Raw genomic sequence first — 18,603 nt, 5'->3', positions numbered from 1 at the left:
ATGCAATAACTTTTTCAGGCGATTATAGATTATTGCGGAAGTTATTGCATTTTGCGGTGATTGTTATTTCATTTCGTTGTACTTCGCCGGACAATAAAAAACCCGCTAAGCTAGACAGCTTGCGGGTTTTCGAATCTCTTTGCACGGCTCCGAACCATGAAATGGTACCGAGGGTCGGAATCGAACCGACACGATGTCACCATCACCGGATTTTGAATCCGATACATCCCAAAAACCACAACACATCACAAAAGACAATAACAATAAAATCAAAATGTTACTCATTTTTAATTGTTGTTGCTTATCCCTTGTTTTTGTCATTTTTTGCCAGCTAGTGGAACGTGAGTGGAACGTGAGATATAATCAAAAGCACAAATAAAACGGGCCTTTAAGGTGCTACCAACACCCTAAAAGCCCTATCCATCACTTAACAAGCAGGGTTAAGCAATGGCTGAACGCATTTTATCAAGATGCCGATTGCTTCCCAAGGAGCAATTATGGCAAGCATCACCAAACGCACCACAAACGAGGGCAAACCTTACTATACCGTTCGTGTTCGCTTAAAGGGCTATCCAGTACAAACCGCCACATTCGACAGGTTGACGGATGCGCGGGAATGGGCCAAACGGACTGAAACCGCCATAAAGGAAGGCAGACACTTCAAAACCGCCGAAGCCAAAAAACACACCTTTGCCGATTTAGTGAATCGGTACATTAAAGATGTTGTGCCCCGATATAACGAGCGGGAACGCAAGGAGCGGGCAGCAAAAATGCAATGGTGGGCTGAACAGATTGGCCCCTATATGCTGGCCGATGTCAATCCCGCTTTATTGGTTGAATGCCGCGACACTCTAAGCCAATCCCGAAGCCCGGCCACCGTGGTTCGATACATGGCGGCGCTTTCCCATGCCTTTACTATTGCCGTGAATGAATGGCAATGGATGCAAGAAAACCCGGCACAGAAGGTTAAGAAACCCAAGGAGCCGCGCGGGCGGGTTCGATTCCTGAATGACGGGGAACGGCAGCGGTTGCTTGATGCCTGCAAGGAATCAAAAAACGAATACCTTTATCTGGCCGTGATTCTGGCAATCGGTACCGGCATGAGACAAGGTGAGTTGATGGGGCTGAAATGGAAGGATGTAGACTTGAAGGCCGGGGCACTGATTCTGCACGAAACCAAGAATGGCGACCGGCGGCGAGTTCCTTTAGCCGGGCATGGCCTGGAACTGCTACGGGAACACGCCAAAGTCCGACGCATTGATACTGATTTGCTTTTCCCCGCCAAGCATGGGGATAGGCCCATCAATTTAAGAAGTGCTTTCGAATACGCCTTAGAACGCGCTGGAATCGATAATTTCCACTGGCATGACCTACGCCATTGCACCGCGTCTTATCTAGCCATGAACGGCGCCAGTTTGGCCGAAATCGCGGAAATATTGGGACACAAAACCTTAGCTATGGTGAAGCGTTACGCTCACCTTTCAGACGGCCATGTAAGCAACGTGGTGGCCAGCATGAACGCTAAGATATTCGGAGGTGTTTGATGAACAGGGCAGAATTAAGCGATTTTGTCGAGGAAGTCCATAACGGCGAACCAATAGACTGGGACTATTGGGGAAGCTTGTCAAATATCACCCCAGCTCAAGCCTCAAGACTGGCGTTTCATATAGACCCGTTTAACAAAGAGCCGGGTAAGAAATGGATGGAAGGAACCATACCAGATGACCTGCTGGAAAAGATAGCCAAGGCTGAGCAATTGCTGAGAAGTCAGCGGGAAGAATGGAGTTTAAACGACTTGGTTATCTTTTTTGGCGAACCGGATGTGATAGAGGCTTGTGGCGAAGTTTCTCTACCCTATGGCATGGTTCAGCAATTCGAGAAGCGCCAGAAAGAATTGAGCGCCGAAGGAGAACAAAGGGAAGCGGAAGTAGCCAGAGAAAGGAATGCGGCAGGACGGTATACATTAAAAGAAGCCTCAGAGTTCATTAAGGATCGTACAGGGGCAAGCGCCAGAGATATATATGCCATGCTGGAAAGGGACGCTAACGCTATCCCCAGCAAGCTAACGGTCTACAAGCCTGACAGTAAGATTCCATCAAATCAGCGCACAAGGGTATTTGGTTGGCATGTAGAGGCTTATTGGGATGACCTTAACGAGTGGTTGAAGAATAATTTACCGCGGCTTGATTGTTCTTTCCCTGCGCCTGAACTCAACGTAGAAAAGGAAGGCAGCGGGGATAAAAAAGAACCCCGAACCGGGCGGCGCAATACTCAAATAGATGTCAAAAGAAAAGCCACTGAAACGCATTCAGCCGAAGGCGATGGAAGACCAAAAGAGCGGCAAGATTTTTTTCGCCCAATATGGGAAAGACTAGAGAAACCCAAGCGCAACGATAAAATTTGGGCGGAATTGAAGAAATGTACTACTGAAGCCGGCCCCATTAAAGAAGTAATTGGGCATGACAACTTTATATTTATGTATCAAGACAGAAGCACTAGCCCACTAAGCCGCAAAACTTTTCAAAATGATATGACCATCATACGCAATCAAAAATAATTTCCCGCTGATTTCCTTGTTTCCCGGGCAGGGAAATTTAGGAAAATTTTTATGATTTAATCCCCCTTAGGCCGCAAATAACAACAGTTTGCGGCGATTCACTAATCCTGAATTTAAGGGGTAACACCATGCCGAGAGACACATTAAACGAGCTTCAACAAAAACAACCCTCAACCCGCTTAATTCCGGTTCCCGATTGGAACCAATACCACGCCTGGCCGCCAGAAGGGGGCTTGCGTCATATGATTTTTCACAAGGACAGCAACGGCTTTGCGACCGCCTTCAAGAAAGTGGGGCGGCGCATCCTGATCGATGAGGCGGAATTTTTTGTATGCATTGAACGGAAGAACGGGGGCGCATGATGACCGCACACAAAAAAGCCGCCGGGGATGGCGTTCCCCAAGCGGCTTCTGATACATCCTGCAAATTTACTATCGTCGTGATGACGAAAGGGAAATAATCAATGACTTCCCACAAGCAATATTCTAGCGCTACCGCAGCGCAGCGGCAACGTATTATCGAGCGGTTAAGAAATGGGCCGCTGACAACATTACAAGCCAGAGCCGAGCTGGATGTTATGCATCCCGCAGCGCGTGTTCAGGAACTCAGGGTGCGCGGCCACAATATCATTACTCACTGGTCGACCGAGCATACCGGCAAAGGACGCCATCGAGTAGCCCAATACGTTTTATTAGCCGGGGGCATGAATGGATAACATGCACGATAATATTACTCGGCTTTGCGCGGCAGGGCTGTACATCGTACCAATTCCACCCGAAAACGGGAAACCTGCAAAAGGCCCGAAAGGCTCGGCAGCGATTGGCTGGAACAAGCCAAGGAGCGTGAATAATCCGCATGGCTACAGCAATAATCCGGCTGATTTTAAGAATTGCCAAGGCTATAACTTCGGCCTGTTTCACGGCGCGTCGAATACGCTGGCTCTTGATCTGGACAACCTTACTCAGGCTATTGAGTTATTGGAGGATGTAGCAGGCATCCCCACCCAAGCCTGGTTAAAAGACCCTGAGCGCGTCGAAATCAAAAGCCCCAAGCCGAACCGGGGCAAGCTCTTATTCCGGCTTTCTGATGGCTTTCAGGCCGTAGGAGCAAAGAAATTAACGCATGACGGCAAGACCATTTTTGAATTGCGCTCTGGCAATTGCCAGGACGTGATTCATGGCCAGCACCCGGAAGGCGGCGATTATCAGTTTATCGGCAATCCAGCAGCGATACCCGAAGCCCCGCCGGTTTTGCTGGATATGCTGACGCATTGGGACGACTGGAAGCTGTGCTTTGAATCGGCCTTAGGTATCGAGCAGGAGCCGCCAAAAGAAGCCCCACGGCGGCCACAACAAGGCGAGCACTTGTCCGGCTGGCGTGACCCTATCGATGAATTTAACCAGTCTTGTAGTGTGGCTGACGTATTGCTACGTAACGGCTACAAACAGAAAGGCAAAGACAGATTCATCCGTCCCGGCAGCGAATCCAAAGCCCCCGGCGCGGTCATCGTACAGAACTGCAAGGACGGGATTGAGCGCGTTTATTCGCACGGCGGCGATGTGCTAAACGATGGCTTTGCCCATGACGCCTTCGATTGTATGCGGTTATTAGAGTATGGCGGCGATTGGGCAGCGGCGCTGAATTGGAATCTGGAAATAACAAAGCATAATCAGCGATTGTATAGGCAGGAACAGGCTAAAGCGGAAAAAGAGCGCTCCAGCTCAGATAATAAATCGGAGCCGGAAGAAGTCGATATCAGCGGTCTGTTTGATGATTTGATGCTGACTCATGAACTGGTGGAAGAAATGGCAAACGCAGAATTTCTAATCCCGAACGTGATTGTAAAAGGTCATCTGGCTATATACGCAGCCCCTGCCAATGGCGGCAAATCGGCCTTATTCCGCTATTTTTGCGAACGGCTTTGTGCAGCCGGTATGGAGGTGTTTTATATCAATGTCGACGCCGGAGCCGACGATTTAAAACACCATTACGCCCATGCAACCCAGCATGGTTATAAAGTCATTGCGCCAGACGCTCATGTCGGCAAATCGACCGAGGATGTTATTTTAAAACTACGCAAAATTGTTGATTCCGGGCAATCGCTAGAGCATATGGTTTTTATTCTGGACACCTTAAAAAAGTTTGTTTATGTCCTGGATAAGCCGAAAGCCAAAGAATTTTATAAATTGCTGCGAGCATTGACGGTGCGAGGCGCTACGGTATGCGCCTTGGGCCATACCAATAAATATCCGGATGAAAACGGCCTTCCGATCTACGAAGGTACCGTGGATTTAAGAAACGATTTTGATGACTTGATTTATTTTGACGGCTTTCTCAATGAAGCCACCAACATTTTAGAGATAACGACACGGCCAGATAAAAAGCGTGCCCTGTTCATCCCCGTATCGTTTCATATCGACATCAACAATAACCGAAAAGTAACGCCCATAGACGATGTCATTGACGTTTTGTCGAAAGAAGACAGGGAATTTATCGATTTAACCAAGCAGGCGATTAGGGCTGGACATACGACCCAGGGCGGCATTATTGATTACATAAAGAGCAAGTCTGATTTGTTTGGACCCAAAAAGATAAAAAGCCTATTGAACCATTATATCCGAGGCACCCATCCTAAATTCAAAGTCTCCCTAACAGGCTTTGGAAAAACGAAATGTTACGAAGTCATTTAGAAATATTAGAGCTTGTTAATATGCCCTGTGCGGTCAAAATGCCGTTAAATTTAACGGAGGGGGTGGCCCCCATTTATGGGTATATAGGGATTATAGGGAATATTGGGCACATTGGGTCTATTGCAGGAATGGCACGGCTTTCAGCGTTTCAAGAAGGGCAAAAATTGTATATTAGAGTTTTTCTATATACCCTATATGCCCTAAACAGGGGCTACCCTATGACAGGTCGGTTTTGATTGCATTGTCCGTCTTGTCCGGCTGATAAATGACACATCCATAGACTGGTTAAAAACCTGAAATTACCGCCTGACTTGTAGGACCAGTCAGCTCACTATTCGATTGATAAATCATAAGCTTATGATGAAAAAAAAATGGAGTTAAACCGATGACTTTACCGACCCAAGCAGAACGCCAAAGACAACGCCGTGCATGGCTAAAAAAGAAGGGTTATAGACGAGTTGAGCTAGAGGTTAGCCCTGAGCTATTTGCCCGGCTATTGCCCTATATTCGCGAATACGGCGGCGATACACACCCAGGGCTTGCGATAGTCAGCCTGTTAGAGGATTGCGTCGAATCATGGGATGTACCGGAATAAAGTGCCGAAAAGTGCCGAATGGAATCCCATTCCGGCATCGAATGGTATTAACGTCAAACAGGAATTGATAATTTGAAAAAATATTGTCCAACTGATGACGAGCCGAATCAGCCTTTGCAATAATTATTTGATTGGCCGATCAGCATCACGCCACTAGCAGACTCAATACAAAAAATGGTCATTCACATCAATCCTATAGAGAGATTTTTATGGGAGTGGCCATTATTACCTTGACGTATTTAAGATTGAATTTGCTGTAGGGTTTTTCAGACGTAGAAAAAATTTATTATGATATAAAGGCCATATAATAAAAGTTTGCTACCGTTTCCACAAATCAACTACAGGGACCCCTGCCTCTGAGACTATCACTCTGTTAGACTGACGGGCATAATCGAAAACATAAGTAGTCGTCCCTGATTAATTCATAAGAAATTGATTAATATCATATAAATGGATATTTATGAGGTCAAAAATTGCAAGAAAATGTTAAAATGGGTTTTATTTTCTTGCAAATTTTCACCGAAAAATGAAGCCCAAACGTCCTCAGGAAGTTGTGCAAAATGACCTTTTCAAAACTCGCCTGGACGAGTTTTTGAACCCGAAACATGAACTTTATCGATTGGCCAGCAAAATAGACTGGGCTCGGCTGGACGAAGAATTCGGCCCGTTTTTTGAAGCAGAACAAGGCGCCCCGGCGTTGTCGACCCGTTTGATCGCCGGATTGCATTATCTGAAACATGCGGAAGGTTTATCGGATGAAGCGGTCGTTAAACGCTGGGTTGAAAACGGTTATTGGCAGTACTTTTGTGGCGAAACCTTTTTTCAGCATGAGGTTCCCTGTCATCCGACCTCGCTGACGAAATGGCGGCAACGGATCGGTGAAGCCGGCTGTGAGTGGCTGTTGTTATTGACGATCGAGGCGGGCGTCGCTACCCGGACCGTGAAGAAACGAGATTTTCAATCGGTCACCGTCGATACTACCGTTCAGGAAAAAGCGGTTGGCTTTCCGACGGACGGCAAGTTGTACGAAAAATGCCGTCGGGAGCTGGTCAAGCTGGCTGGACAACACGGGCTGCCCCTGCGACAGAACTACAATAAAAAGGCACCGCTGCTGTTAGTGCAATCGCATCGTTATCATCATGCCAAGCAAATGAAGCGTAAGCAAAAAGCCCTGAAGCAACTGAAAACCCTGGTCGGTCGTGTTTATCGGGATATCCTGCGGCAACTGCCGCAACAGGAGCTGGCCGCGCAAAGGGGGCTTCAGGACGCCCTGGCCAAAACCCAGCGGATACTGAATCAGAAACGCACCGACAAAAACAAACTCTACAGCTTTCATGCACCGGAAGTGGAATGCATCAGTAAAGGGAAAGCACACAAAAAATACGAGTTCGGCGTCAAAGTCGGCATCACGGTGACCAATAAAAGTAATTTCGTGCTGGGCGCCAGGAGCTTTCCCGGCAATCCTTATGACGGCGATACCTTGTACTCCTGCCTGGAACAAGCTGAAATCCTGAGCGGTACCCGAGCCAAAGAAGCTTTTGTGGATTTGGGCTATCGGGGGCGAGAAATACCCGGTGTCACCCTGTACAAGTCAAGGCAAAAACGGGGAGTCCATACCCGACGGTTGAAAACCGCGTTAAAACGGCGCAATGCCATCGAGCCGGTGATTGGACACATGAAGAACGATGGCTTGCTGAGCAGAAATTACCTGAAAGGCCAACTCGGTGATGCCATGAATGCCGTTCTCTGCGCCGCTGGACACAACATGCGTTTAATCCTCAGGCGGTTGAGGATTTTTTGGCCGGAAATCGGGGAAGCCATCTGCCGGTTTTTACAAAATAAAACGGTTCAGGAATCTGTTTATGTTTCCTAATGAGCTGTTTTTTTCAAAAAAATGACTTTTTCAGGGACGACTAAGTAAAAGGAGAATTGTATGCGGGCACTTTTTGAGCTTACAGAAGGGCAAAAAAAACTTGAACATATCCTGAGAGAATTTCCAGAAAACAGCTCGCATTGGAGCGAGGCACAAAATCGATTTCAATTTATAGATAGATTTCTTACTGAATGTCTTGGCTGGGATAAGTTAAACATTGAGGTTGAGAAATCCGATGAACTTGGAGGTAGAGCTGATTATATTTTGGGACGCCCGCCAAAAGCGGTCTTAGAAGCCAAGAAGGAGTCAAAGAACTTCGATGTGCCGCCTATTAGCGCGCTAACCTATGTGCGAAAAATAGAGCCGCTTTTACGTTCTTCTAAGATATTTGAAGATGCAGTTAAACAAATAATCCCTTATTGCGCAATACATGGAGCTCAGATCGCGATTGTATGTAATGGTCCCCAAATTGCAATTTTTCAAGCTATTATTCCAGGTCACTCCCCCCTTGAAGGCGAATGTTTCTTTTTTGATGGATTTGAATCGTATGTAAAGAATTTTCCCTTGCTATGGAAACTATTATCACCTGAAGGAATTACTGAAAATCGGGCATATAGAAATTTATCTTTTCATCGTAATCCACGAATTCCCCAAAAAGCATGTTCGACAATATCTGAGCCGTTTAAATATCGATATAGGAACAAATTTCAAGAAAATCTCAGGTCTTTATCCGCACTTCTTCTAGAAGAAATCGAAGATAATCCAGCGCTAAAAACTTCTTTCTATGCTGAATGTTATGTCTCTATTGAAGCAAATAATAGACATTTACTTTTAAGTAAAAATATCATTGCTGCACGTTATAAGCGTGTTGGGCAAAATGGAGTTAGTCCTAATGCGCTCGAACCAATCACAACAATCGATGAAGTAGGTGGGGTGAAATTCAATGACCCCACAATTAATCAATCTATGGGGTCGCGACCTATAGTGGTAATCGGTGATGTTGGTGTTGGGAAAACATCATTTTTTGAAAACCTTTACTATAACTTGGAGGGATTCGAAAAAGCCAATACATATTTCATTCATATCAATCTTGGAATAAAAGCGAATTTATCGGAAAGCATAAAGTCTTATATCCTTTCAGAAATTCCAGCTGTACTTAAAAATAAGTATGAAGTTGATATTAATAGCACGAATTTTGTAAATGCCATTTACCATAGAGACTTAGTGGAGTTTGATAACAGTATTAAAGGATCTCTAAAAGATCTTGATAATGTAGCTTATCAACGAGAACGAATTGCATTTCTTAGCGCCAAAATTGATATGCATGATAAGCATCTTCTAGCTTCTCTTGGTCATCTCGCCCGTGGCCGCAATAAACAAATAATACTTGTACTTGATAATGCTGATCAACGCACTTTCGAAGTTCAACAAGAAACGTTTTTAATCGCACAAGAACTTGCCGCTTCTCGAAATCTTCTAGTCTTCGTGTCATTACGGCCCAGTACTTTTTATCTATCAAAGACAACTGGTACTCTTTCTGCATATCAAAACAAAATTTTGACGGTCGCGCCCCCGCCTGCCGATGAAGTAGTGCAAAAGCGTCTTCTTTTTGCTGTTAGAGTTGCTGAAGGAAAAGTTGCACCTGCAGAATTGGAAGGTATTCGCCTTCATAGTGGAAGTGTTGTTTCATTTTTAAAAGCCACACTAAGATCAATCCGAACTAGTGAGACTATCAGGCAGTTCTTGAGTAATATAACAGGAGGAAATACTCGTGCTGTTATTGAGTTAATTACTGGCTTTTTTGGTAGTCCTAATGTTGATTCAGAAAAAATAGTACGAATTGAAGATCAAACAGGGAATTATACTATTCCTCTACACGAATTCACGAAACATGCTCTTTTTGGTGAATATGCATATTTTAATTCACAGTCTTCATTAGTAGCTTGTAATATTTTTGATATTAGTTCTGCTGATCCGCGCGAACATTTTTTAGCAAGCTTGGTTATAGCTTACTTGAATACTGGCTATGGGATATTAGATAACGATGGCTTTGTGAATGGACAAGAATTGCTGGAAGAAATGTTACGACAAGGCTTTGTAACTGATCAGGTTCGCCACGTTTTACGACGTTTAGCAACAAAAAAACTTATTGAAACTCCACATGCCCATTATCGTGAACTGCAAGTTGAAGATGACAATCCGCCTGAAAATTTTCACTTTAGAGCAACGACAGTAGGCATTTATCACGTAAGATTTTGGACCGGTTCATTTGCATTTTTAGATGCAGTATCTACCGATACGCCAGTTTTTGATTCAGATTCACGGGTCGAGATATCAAAACTAGCGTCATCATTTGATATAAATGATAGGTATCATAAAGCCCTATGCTTTAGAAAGTATTTAGTGAATCAATGGCATAATTCAAATTTTGAAGCAACATATTACGATTTCGATACTTTGATTCAGAGCCAAGAAGAGAGTTTTTTATCAGTTAAGAAAGTTGTTGATCAGAAAAGGAAATGATCTACAGATAATTAATTAAATTAAGAAAAATGAACCTAAAAAATGGACCAGTAGCTAAATTGATAAAATTAAAATTGCAAGATCCATTATTTCTACATTCGATTGACTACCCTCTGGAACCGAGGGGACATTCATATAGAAATGTTGATCGTCAGCTTCTGGTCAATATTTCTCCTAAGCTCTTTTTCAGTGCGACTTGTGTAGAAATATGGCAAAGTGCTATAAAATGCCATAAAAAAAGGAGTCAGTTCAATAACTCGCTTTTATTTCAATGGCATACCTTAAGACAAATGAGCCGTTCCCGGAATAAAACAGGAAACAATAGGATTTAACCAAGCAAGGCAGCTACCGGAATAAAATAATATGGAATAATGACAGAAATTTTCGGAGCAATACGCGCGCACGCGCGCGAGACCGGAATAAAATAGAGCAAAATTGAATCGCAGCCGGGGCAACCCGGCTTTTTTGTGTCTGGAGCTTTTACCCGGCATCCACCGGATAGGCAATGCAGTGATATGCTCCTTTCAGGAAACAACACCTAAAGCAAATATCATGCCCGCCTGTAATACACGGATGGCGGGTCTTTCAGAGAGTTGGCACGGAATCATGCTAGGGAATTGATTATGCTCCAGATTGGAAACAATCGACCGGGCCACTGCATGAGGTAATGGCGGAAACGGTAGGGTTTGCGGGAGCGTGATTACTGGCGGACAATGCCGGGCTTTTTTGTGGCTGGCATTCGGCAATTGTTGTGGGATTTTTTTTCTGAATGGAACGTGAGTGGAACGTGAATAAAAAGACAATAAAAAAGGGCTTGGATAACAATCCTAAGCCCTTGTTTTTACTGGTACCGAGGGTCGGAATCGAACCGACACGATGTCACCATCACCGGATTTTGAATCCGGCGCGTCTACCAGTTCCGCCACCCCGGCAAAGAAAACACATTATAATGTAGCCTTTTTAAAATTTCCAATACAATTTTCACCGCGTCATTCGAGCGCCATCTTTCCATGAAAAAAAGCGATTTCAATTACCCGCTGCCCGAGCATTTGATTGCGCAATATCCCTTGCCCGAACGCAGGGCCAGCCGGCTGCTCTGCATGAACCGGGATACGGGAGAACTGACCGACCGGCAGTTCGCCGATTTCATCGATTTGATCGATGAAAGGGATTTGCTGGTTTTCAACGATACCAAGGTCATCCCCGCCAGACTCTTCGGCAAAAAGCAAAGCGGCGGCAAGGTCGAGATCCTGATCGAGCGCATTCAGGACGAGCGCCATGCCATCGCCCATGTCCGAGCGAGCAAGGCGCCCAAGGCCGGCACCCTTATCGAACTGGAACTCGGGCATCGGTGCACGGTATTGGGCAGGGCGGACGATCTGTTTCAACTGGAATTCGAAGGCGGCCTTCCCCTTCCGGTTCTGCTGGACCGCATCGGCCACATGCCTTTGCCGCCTTATATTGGCCGCGCCGACGAGGCATCTGATCTGTCCCGCTATCAGACCGTTTTCGCCCGGGAAGCGGGCGCGGTCGCGGCGCCGACCGCCGGCCTTCATTTCGATCTGGCGATGATGGAACAAATCAGCAACAAAGGCGTGCGGAGCGTTTTCGTCACCTTGCACGTCGGCAGCGGCACTTTCCAGCCGGTACGTGTGGAAGACCTGTCGGCGCACGTCATGCACAAGGAATATTTCGCCGTCGAACCTGACACCGTCGCCGCGGTCGAGGAAGCCAGAAGCCGGGGAGGGCGGGTCGTCGCCGTCGGCACCACGGCGGTCCGGGCGCTGGAATCGGCCTCGAAAACCGGGATCCTGAGCGCCGGTTTCGGCGATACCGATTTGTTCGTTACGCCGGGCTACCGGTTCCGGTCGGTCGATGCCCTCTTAACCAACTTCCATCTGCCCGAATCGACGCTGCTGATGCTGGTTTCCGCGTTTGCCGGGTACGATCACGTCATGGCGGCTTACCGGCACGCCGTCGCACATTCCTATCGCTTTTTCAGCTACGGCGATGCGATGTTTCTGAGCCGGTGATTGGAAATAGCTCGTTTTGCAAGATTCAAGGCGTCATGTAAAAGTGATAAGCTTATCAATTTATAAAGTAAATCTTACGCCTCAATTGAATGGCCAATCATAACGCATCCATCCTCACGCCCAAAATCCCCCGGTCCAAAGACCAATCCGTTCTCTGGAGCGGACTGAACGGCTGCGGCGACGCGCTGGCCCTGGCCTCGGCGATCAAAAACGAAAACCGCCTGTTCATCATCGTCACGCCGGACAACCACACCGCGCTGCGCCTCGAGCACGAACTGGAATTCTTTCTGCGGGACGAAGCTCATTCCCTGCTGCATTTTCCGGACTGGGAAACCCTGCCTTACGACGTGTTTTCGCCGTTGCCGGAAATCATCTCCGAGCGGCTGAAAACGCTGGCCTTGCTGCCTCAAGTCAAACGCGGCGCCCTGATCGTGTCGGTAACCACGCTGATGCACCGGCTGGCGCCCAGGGAGCACGTGCTGGCCCACAGTTTCGCCATCCAGGTAGGCGACCGTTTCAATCTCGAACTGAACCGGATCAAGCTGGAAAGCGTCGGCTACCACTGCGTCTCCCAGGTGTATCAGCACGCCGAATTCGCGGTGCGGGGCTCGATCGTCGATCTGTTTCCGATGGGCAGCAAAACGCCGTTCCGGATCGAACTGTTCGACGAGGAAGTCGAATCGATCCGCACTTTTGATCCCGAAAGCCAGCGCTCGCTGGAAAAAATCGACCGGATCGAATTGTTCCCGGCGCGCGAATTCCCGTTTACCGATGCCGCGATCAAGCATTTCCGCCAGACCTTCCGCGACCGTTTTCCGGACACCTCACCCAAAAACACGCTCTACGTCGACGTCAGCAAAGGCCTGGCTCCCGGCGGCATCGAATATTATCTGCCGTTGTTCGTCGAGCGCACCGCGACCCTGTTCGATTATCTGCCGGACTCGGCGGTCGTCGTGCTGCCGTCGTCCTTCAACGTCAACGCGAAGGACTTTTACGGCGAAGCGGAAGAGCGTTACCAGCAGCGGCGATACAACGTCGACCGGCCCTTGCTGGAACCCGAGCGGCTGTTCCTTACCGACGAAGAGCTGGCGAGAAAAACGCAGGCGTTCGCCCGAATCATCCTGAACGAGCCGGGCGCCGCCGGAGCCGAACAAGAGATGTTCAATTGCCGCGCCCTGCCGAATTTAACGATAGAAGCCAAACACAAGGAGCCGGCGGCGGCCTTGCAGCGGTTTATCGGCGACTTTGCCGGCAAAATCCTGTTCGTGGCCGAATCGGCCGGACGCCGGGAAGGCCTGACCGACAAGCTCAGGCAATACCGGATCAAAGTCAAACAGGTCGAAAGCTGGCAGGCCTTTCTCGACACGGACCAGTCCCCGTGCATGGTGGTGGCGCCGATGGACCACGGCCTGTGGCTGGCAGAGCCGGCCGTCGTCCTCGTCACCGAGAGCCATCTGTCCGGAGAAAAAGCGCAACAGCGCCGCCGCAGGCGGCAATCGGCGGCGCGCGAGCTGGAAAACATCGTCAACAATCTGAACGAGCTGACCATCGGCTCGCCGGTAGTGCATCAGGAGCACGGCGTCGGCCGTTATCTCGGCCTGCAAACGCTGGAAATCGGCGGCATTCCGGCCGAATTTCTGACGCTGGAATACGCGCACAACGACAAACTGTACGTGCCGGTTTCCTCGCTGCACCTGATCGGCCGCTACACCGGCGTCAGCCCCGAAACCGCGCCGCTGCACAAGCTGGGCGGCGACCAGTGGAGCAAGGCCAAGAAAAAAGCCATCGAGCGGATTCGCGACGTCGCGGCGGAACTGCTCGAAATTTACGCCCAACGGGCGATCAAGCAGGGCCATGCCTTCAACGTCGAAAACACCGAATATCAGGCGTTCGCCGACGCCTTCCCGTTCGAGGAAACGCCGGACCAGCAAACCGCCATCGAAGCGATTCTGGACGACATGGCCAGCCCGCAGCCGATGGACCGCGTCATCTGCGGCGACGTCGGCTTCGGCAAGACCGAGGTGTCGATGCGCGCGGCGTTCATCGCGGTGCAGAGCGGCAAGCAGGTCGCCGTGCTGGTGCCGACCACTTTGCTGGCGCAGCAGCACTACCAGAATTTCAGCGACCGCTTCGCCGACTGGCCGGTGCGCGTGGAAGTGATGTCCCGCTTCGTCACGCCGAAACAGCAAAAAGCGATTCTCGCCGATCTGGAGGAAGGCAAGGTCGACATCATCATCGGCACCCACAAACTGTTGTCCGGCGAGATCAAATACAAATCCCTGGGCTTGGTCGTGATCGACGAGGAGCACCGGTTCGGCGTCCGCCAGAAGGAGCATTTCAAGAAGCTGCGGAACGAGCTAGACATGCTGACCCTGACCGCGACGCCGATCCCGCGCACGCTGAACATGGCGATGTCCGGGCTTCGGGACATTTCGATCATCGCCAGCCCGCCGCCTAACCGCCACGCGATCAAGACCTTCGTCAGCGAATGGGTGGACGTGCTGGTGCAGGAAGCGTGCCTTCGGGAAATCAAGCGCGGCGGCCAGATTTTCTTCCTGCACAACGACGTCAAGTCGATGGGCAAAATGGCCGCGGAACTGCAAAAGCTGGTGCCGGACGCGCGCATCGAAACCGCCCACGGCCAGATGCCCGAGCGCGATCTGGAGCGGATCATGCTCGATTTCTATCACCAGCGCTTCAACCTGCTGCTCTGTTCGACCATCATCGAAAGCGGCATCGACATTCCCAGCGCCAACACCATCATCGTCAACCGCGCCGACAAACTCGGCCTCGCGCAACTGCACCAGTTGCGCGGCCGGGTCGGACGCTCACACCACCGCGCCTATGCTTATTTCATCGTGCCGCCGAAAGCCTTGATGACCAAGGACGCGGAAAAACGGCTGGAAGCGATCGAGGCGTCCGGCGATCTCGGCGCCGGCTTCATGCTGTCGTCGCACGACCTGGAAATTCGCGGCGCCGGCGAACTGCTCGGCGAAGATCAGAGCGGCCAGATCCAGGAAATCGGCTTCACGCTGTACACCGAACTACTGGAGCGCGCAGTCAATGCATTGAAATCGGGCAAACAGCCGGAACTCGAAGCGCCTCTGGAAACCGGGCCCGAAGTCGACCTGCAATCGCCGGCGCTGATCCCTGAAGACTATCTGCCCGACATTCACGCCCGCCTGGTGCTGTACAAGCGCATCGCCAGCGCCGAAACGCCCGAGGATCTTCGCGAGCTGCAAGTGGAGATGATCGACCGTTTCGGTCTGTTGCCGCCGCAGGTCAAAACCCTGTTCAGCGCCGCCGAACTCAAACAAAAGGCCGAGCCCATGGGCATCCGCAAAATCGAAGCCAATGCCGCAGGCGGCCGCCTGGTCTTCAGCAAGGATCCTCGCATCAATACGGAGCAACTGATTCACCTGATTCAAACCCAGGCTCAAACTTACAAGTTCGACGGCGCGGACAAGCTCCGGTTCATCCGCAAGTTCGAGACGACCGAGCAGAAGCTGGAATTTATCTCGGAATTGTTGCAGCGATTGGCGGTAGCCTGAAGAAACCATTCCCAAAGGCTTTGGAGCGGGTTACCGAAACGGCAAGCCGGAAAAACGCCACCAATCTTTCGAATGTTGATGGGAGGCAAGAAAGGGCGGCATTTTCGCTTTATGCCGCTCCCGTTGTCGGACCCGCCGCATGGACGCTGGATGAAACGCCGGAATGTTTTTTAAAGGGAATCGCGAAAGACCTTTTGCGTTTGTTTCGCTAATGCAGACTGTTTTTCGAAGCATCGATCCGCAACGCCATCTTCAATAATTCACCGACGTTCTCCGCTTCCATTTTTTCCATGATCCGCGCCCTGTGCACATCAATCGTTCGATGGCTTATCTCCAGGATTTTAGCGACTTCCTTATTGGAGCAGTTGTCCGTGATCAGCTTCAGCACTTCTTTTTCTCTTGCCGTCAATCGTTCAAAGCGTTTTTCTATTTCCAGTTTCTCCAGCTTCTGTTTTCTTTCCGCAATATCCCGGGCAATGGCCTCCTCGATACGGTCCATCAGGACTCTGTAATCGACCGGCTTTTCCAGAAAATCGACCGCACCCGCCCTGAACGCTTTCGCGGAATCCGGAATTTCCGCATGTCCGCTGATGAAAATAATGGGCAGGGAAATATGCCTTTTCGTCATCTCTTGCTGGAGATCGAGTCCGCTCATGCCGGCCATCATCACATCCAGAATCAAACATCCGGGGTAATCGGGACAATACTCTTCCAAAAAATCTTCGGCGGAGGCAAAACTCTTGGCAAACCGCCCTGTGGATTGAATTAATAGCGTCAAGGAATCGCGAACGGCAAATTCATCGTCGACGATATAAACCAGACTGTCTATCGAGGGTTGTCCCATATCATGATTCCTGAACGGGTAAAGTAAAATAAAAAGTGGCTCCTTTTCCAGGAATGCTGTTGAAGGATAGAATTCCGCCATGCGTCTTGACGATGGATTGGCTTATCGACAGACCCATTCCCATGCCGGTCTTTTTGGAAGTGTAAAAAGGAGTAAATATTTTTTCTTGTTTAAACTGGTCGATGCCGGGACCGTTATCCTTAACCCGGATCACGACGTCATGGTGTTCGCCTAGCCAGGTCTGAATCGTTAGCATTCTTTGTATTCCTTCCGGCAAATTTTTTAATGCGTCGATACTGTTTCTGATCAGGTTTATCAAAACTTGCTCCAATTGTACGCTGTCGCCGCAAAGGGTCGGAAGATTTTCCGCCAGATTGAGTCTGGGGACTATGTTGTTGGCTTTTAAATCGGCATAACTCAAGGCCAGCGACACATTGATCAAGTCATTGATGAGGATGGTGGATCGATTGATTTGCTTGTTGGAAACGAATGCCCGCATGCGATGAATGATCTGGCCGGCCCTCAAGGCTTGCTCATAGGCTTTTTGCAAAACCTGTCGCAATTGCAATAAGTCGGGGCGATCGGCTTGCAGGAAATTGAGACAGGCCTGTGTATAACTCGCGATGGCCGTAAGAGGTTGATTGAGTTCATGGGCAAGACCGGATGCCATTTCGCCCATCAACCCCAGACGGGTCACTTGCGCCAGCTCATCCAGATGCGCCTTGTCTTCCCGCTCTTTCTGCATTCGCAAAGTGACGTCCCGGACGATAGATGTAAAATAGCGTGCGCCGTCACTCGAAAATTCCGATATGGAAATGTCCAGGGGAACCAGGGAGCCGTCCTTGCGCAATCCTTCCACCGTCCTGACATGGCTAATCACCTCATTAACCCGGCTTGACGTCATGGCATGGTGGTTTTCCCCGCTTTGAGCCGGAATCAACAGGTCGATGTTGCGGCCGATCAACTCATCGGCGGTATAGCCGAAAATGCTATGCATGGCGGCATTTGCCGAAACAATGTTGCGGGATTGATCGATCGTAAAAATACCTTCTACGGCAGCATTGAAAATGGCGTTTAGTCTGGCTTCTCTTTCCCTCAACTTTCTTTTGGACTGATAAAGCTCGTCAATCTTCTCCTGTAACTCAAGATTGATCCGATTCATTGACTGCGCATTGTGAGCAATCTTTTCTTCCAGCTTTTCGTTCAAGCAGTTCCTGCATTTCTCCGCCATTTCACGTTCGGTGACGTCGCTGAAAGCCAAAACGATGGCATTGTTTCCAGCACCGTATGTTGCCGGTCGCAATTCGACGTAAGCCGAATCCTGCTCGGCCAACAGACAGCAGGACTGAAGCGTGCATTCGGTCAGCGTCAATCCTTTGCAGCGCAATGAAAAGGGTGCCTTTCTGAAAATACGGGTTCTGACTTTCAAAGTCTGGCCGGTATTGTTCCCGTCGGCAATATTTTGCATGAACCGATCAAAACCGTCCCGATCGGCGGCGGCTATGAAATCGGCAAGAGGCTTGTCGAGTAATTGATCGCGAGAGCAGTTTAGATCGATTTCGGAAGAAAAATTAGCATCCAAAATCAGTCCCTTATCGTTCAGAATGAAATAACTTGCCGCCTTCGAAGGGTAACGGCGGGCATCGCCTTCATTGAAAGCTTGAAGGTCTTTGTGGACGGAGTTTTTCGTTTCCAGCTCAATTTGGCGGACTTGCAAGCGATGGATCAGATTGTGGATATCCTGGAGGGACAGATCGAAAACATCGATATTCGAACGGTCCGGCAGCCCTTCTTTGGGTCCCGGAAGAACTTTCTGCCCGTGATCCACAGCTTGCCCGGCGTTATTTTCGGAGCCATCGGCGGACTGGACTTCGAACGATTGATGAGCCATCCGCAAACCTCCCCTGCCCGGATACCGGAGTTTATTCTACACGATT

General features: G+C 49.2%; 11 protein-coding genes and 1 tRNA gene. 9 read left to right on the top strand and 3 right to left on the bottom strand.

All coding sequences use genetic code 11. From position 1 onward, the window contains the following. The first annotated feature begins 497 nt into the window (after positions 1-497). The 7 genes from A3OW_RS0116595 (at position 498) to A3OW_RS0116560 (ending at position 10,238) form a co-directional block, all read left to right on the top strand. Entirely contained in the window at positions 498-1,544 is a 1,047-nt protein-coding gene (locus tag A3OW_RS0116595; protein WP_020564572.1) for a tyrosine-type recombinase/integrase, read from the top strand. Next, positions 1,544-2,557: a hypothetical protein gene (locus tag A3OW_RS0116590; protein WP_020564571.1), complete on the top strand. Its 1,014-nt coding sequence runs from the start codon at positions 1,544-1,546 to the stop codon at positions 2,555-2,557. The genes A3OW_RS0116595 and A3OW_RS0116590 overlap by 1 nt, the downstream gene beginning before the upstream one ends. Positions 2,558-3,020: 463 nt before the next feature. Further along, positions 3,021-3,272, top strand: coding sequence for a helix-turn-helix domain-containing protein (locus tag A3OW_RS27290; protein ID WP_083918235.1), 252 nt, complete (start codon positions 3,021-3,023; stop codon positions 3,270-3,272). Beyond that, positions 3,265-5,247 carry a bifunctional DNA primase/polymerase gene (locus A3OW_RS0116570; RefSeq protein ID WP_083918234.1) on the top strand — a complete coding sequence of 661 codons (1,983 nt, stop codon included), beginning with the start codon at positions 3,265-3,267 and terminating at the stop codon, positions 5,245-5,247. The genes A3OW_RS27290 and A3OW_RS0116570 overlap by 8 nt, the downstream gene beginning before the upstream one ends. 385 nt (positions 5,248-5,632) lie before the next feature. Then, complete coding sequence (locus tag A3OW_RS27990) at positions 5,633-5,842, top strand: hypothetical protein (protein WP_157385925.1); 210 nt, start codon at positions 5,633-5,635, stop codon at positions 5,840-5,842. A gap of 526 nt (positions 5,843-6,368) precedes the next feature. Next, positions 6,369-7,715 (top strand): IS5 family transposase, encoded by a 1,347-nt coding sequence (locus A3OW_RS0116565; protein WP_020564567.1) that lies wholly within the window; start codon positions 6,369-6,371, stop codon positions 7,713-7,715. A gap of 60 nt (positions 7,716-7,775) precedes the next feature. Further along, entirely contained in the window at positions 7,776-10,238 is a 2,463-nt protein-coding gene (locus A3OW_RS0116560; RefSeq protein WP_020564566.1) for a hypothetical protein, read from the top strand. 845 nt (positions 10,239-11,083) lie between these two features. On the opposite strand, the gene A3OW_RS0116555 is transcribed toward A3OW_RS0116560, so the two are convergent. Further along, a tRNA-Leu gene (locus A3OW_RS0116555) sits at positions 11,084-11,170 on the bottom strand. Between the two features lie 78 nt (positions 11,171-11,248). Here A3OW_RS0116555 and queA point away from each other — a divergent pair. After that, positions 11,249-12,271: a tRNA preQ1(34) S-adenosylmethionine ribosyltransferase-isomerase QueA gene (queA, locus tag A3OW_RS0116550; RefSeq protein WP_020564565.1), complete on the top strand. Its 1,023-nt coding sequence runs from the start codon at positions 11,249-11,251 to the stop codon at positions 12,269-12,271. Between the two features lie 89 nt (positions 12,272-12,360). Next, a complete protein-coding gene (gene mfd, locus A3OW_RS0116545; RefSeq protein WP_020564564.1) occupies positions 12,361-15,822 on the top strand; it encodes a transcription-repair coupling factor in 3,462 nt (1,153 codons plus the stop codon). A 208-nt stretch (positions 15,823-16,030) separates the two neighbouring features. On the opposite strand, the gene A3OW_RS0116535 is transcribed toward mfd, so the two are convergent. Beyond that, a complete protein-coding gene (locus A3OW_RS0116535) occupies positions 16,031-16,666 on the bottom strand; it encodes a response regulator transcription factor (protein ID WP_020564562.1) in 636 nt (211 codons plus the stop codon). 1 nt (position 16,667) lies between these two features. Beyond that, entirely contained in the window at positions 16,668-18,557 is a 1,890-nt protein-coding gene (locus A3OW_RS0116530; RefSeq protein ID WP_020564561.1) for a PAS domain-containing sensor histidine kinase, read from the bottom strand. Between the last annotated feature and the right edge of the window lie 46 nt (positions 18,558-18,603).

This window comes from Methylosarcina fibrata AML-C10, from assembly GCF_000372865.1.
Taxonomy (GTDB): Bacteria; Pseudomonadota; Gammaproteobacteria; order Methylococcales; family Methylomonadaceae; genus Methylosarcina; species Methylosarcina fibrata.
This window is presented reverse-complemented; position numbering and strand designations above follow the sequence as displayed.

Coding starts and splice junctions, on each gene's coding strand:
- A3OW_RS0116595 (WP_020564572.1), top strand. CDS start 498: ATGGCAAGCATCACCAAACGCACCACAAACGAGGGCAAACCTTACTAT.
- A3OW_RS0116590 (WP_020564571.1), top strand. CDS start 1,544: ATGAACAGGGCAGAATTAAGCGATTTTGTCGAGGAAGTCCATAACGGC.
- A3OW_RS27290 (WP_083918235.1), top strand. CDS start 3,021: ATGACTTCCCACAAGCAATATTCTAGCGCTACCGCAGCGCAGCGGCAA.
- A3OW_RS0116570 (WP_083918234.1), top strand. CDS start 3,265: ATGGATAACATGCACGATAATATTACTCGGCTTTGCGCGGCAGGGCTG.
- A3OW_RS27990 (WP_157385925.1), top strand. CDS start 5,633: ATGACTTTACCGACCCAAGCAGAACGCCAAAGACAACGCCGTGCATGG.
- A3OW_RS0116565 (WP_020564567.1), top strand. CDS start 6,369: ATGAAGCCCAAACGTCCTCAGGAAGTTGTGCAAAATGACCTTTTCAAA.
- A3OW_RS0116560 (WP_020564566.1), top strand. CDS start 7,776: ATGCGGGCACTTTTTGAGCTTACAGAAGGGCAAAAAAAACTTGAACAT.
- queA (WP_020564565.1), top strand. CDS start 11,249: ATGAAAAAAAGCGATTTCAATTACCCGCTGCCCGAGCATTTGATTGCG.
- mfd (WP_020564564.1), top strand. CDS start 12,361: ATGGCCAATCATAACGCATCCATCCTCACGCCCAAAATCCCCCGGTCC.
- A3OW_RS0116535 (WP_020564562.1), bottom strand. CDS start 16,666: ATGGGACAACCCTCGATAGACAGTCTGGTTTATATCGTCGACGATGAA.
- A3OW_RS0116530 (WP_020564561.1), bottom strand. CDS start 18,557: ATGGCTCATCAATCGTTCGAAGTCCAGTCCGCCGATGGCTCCGAAAAT.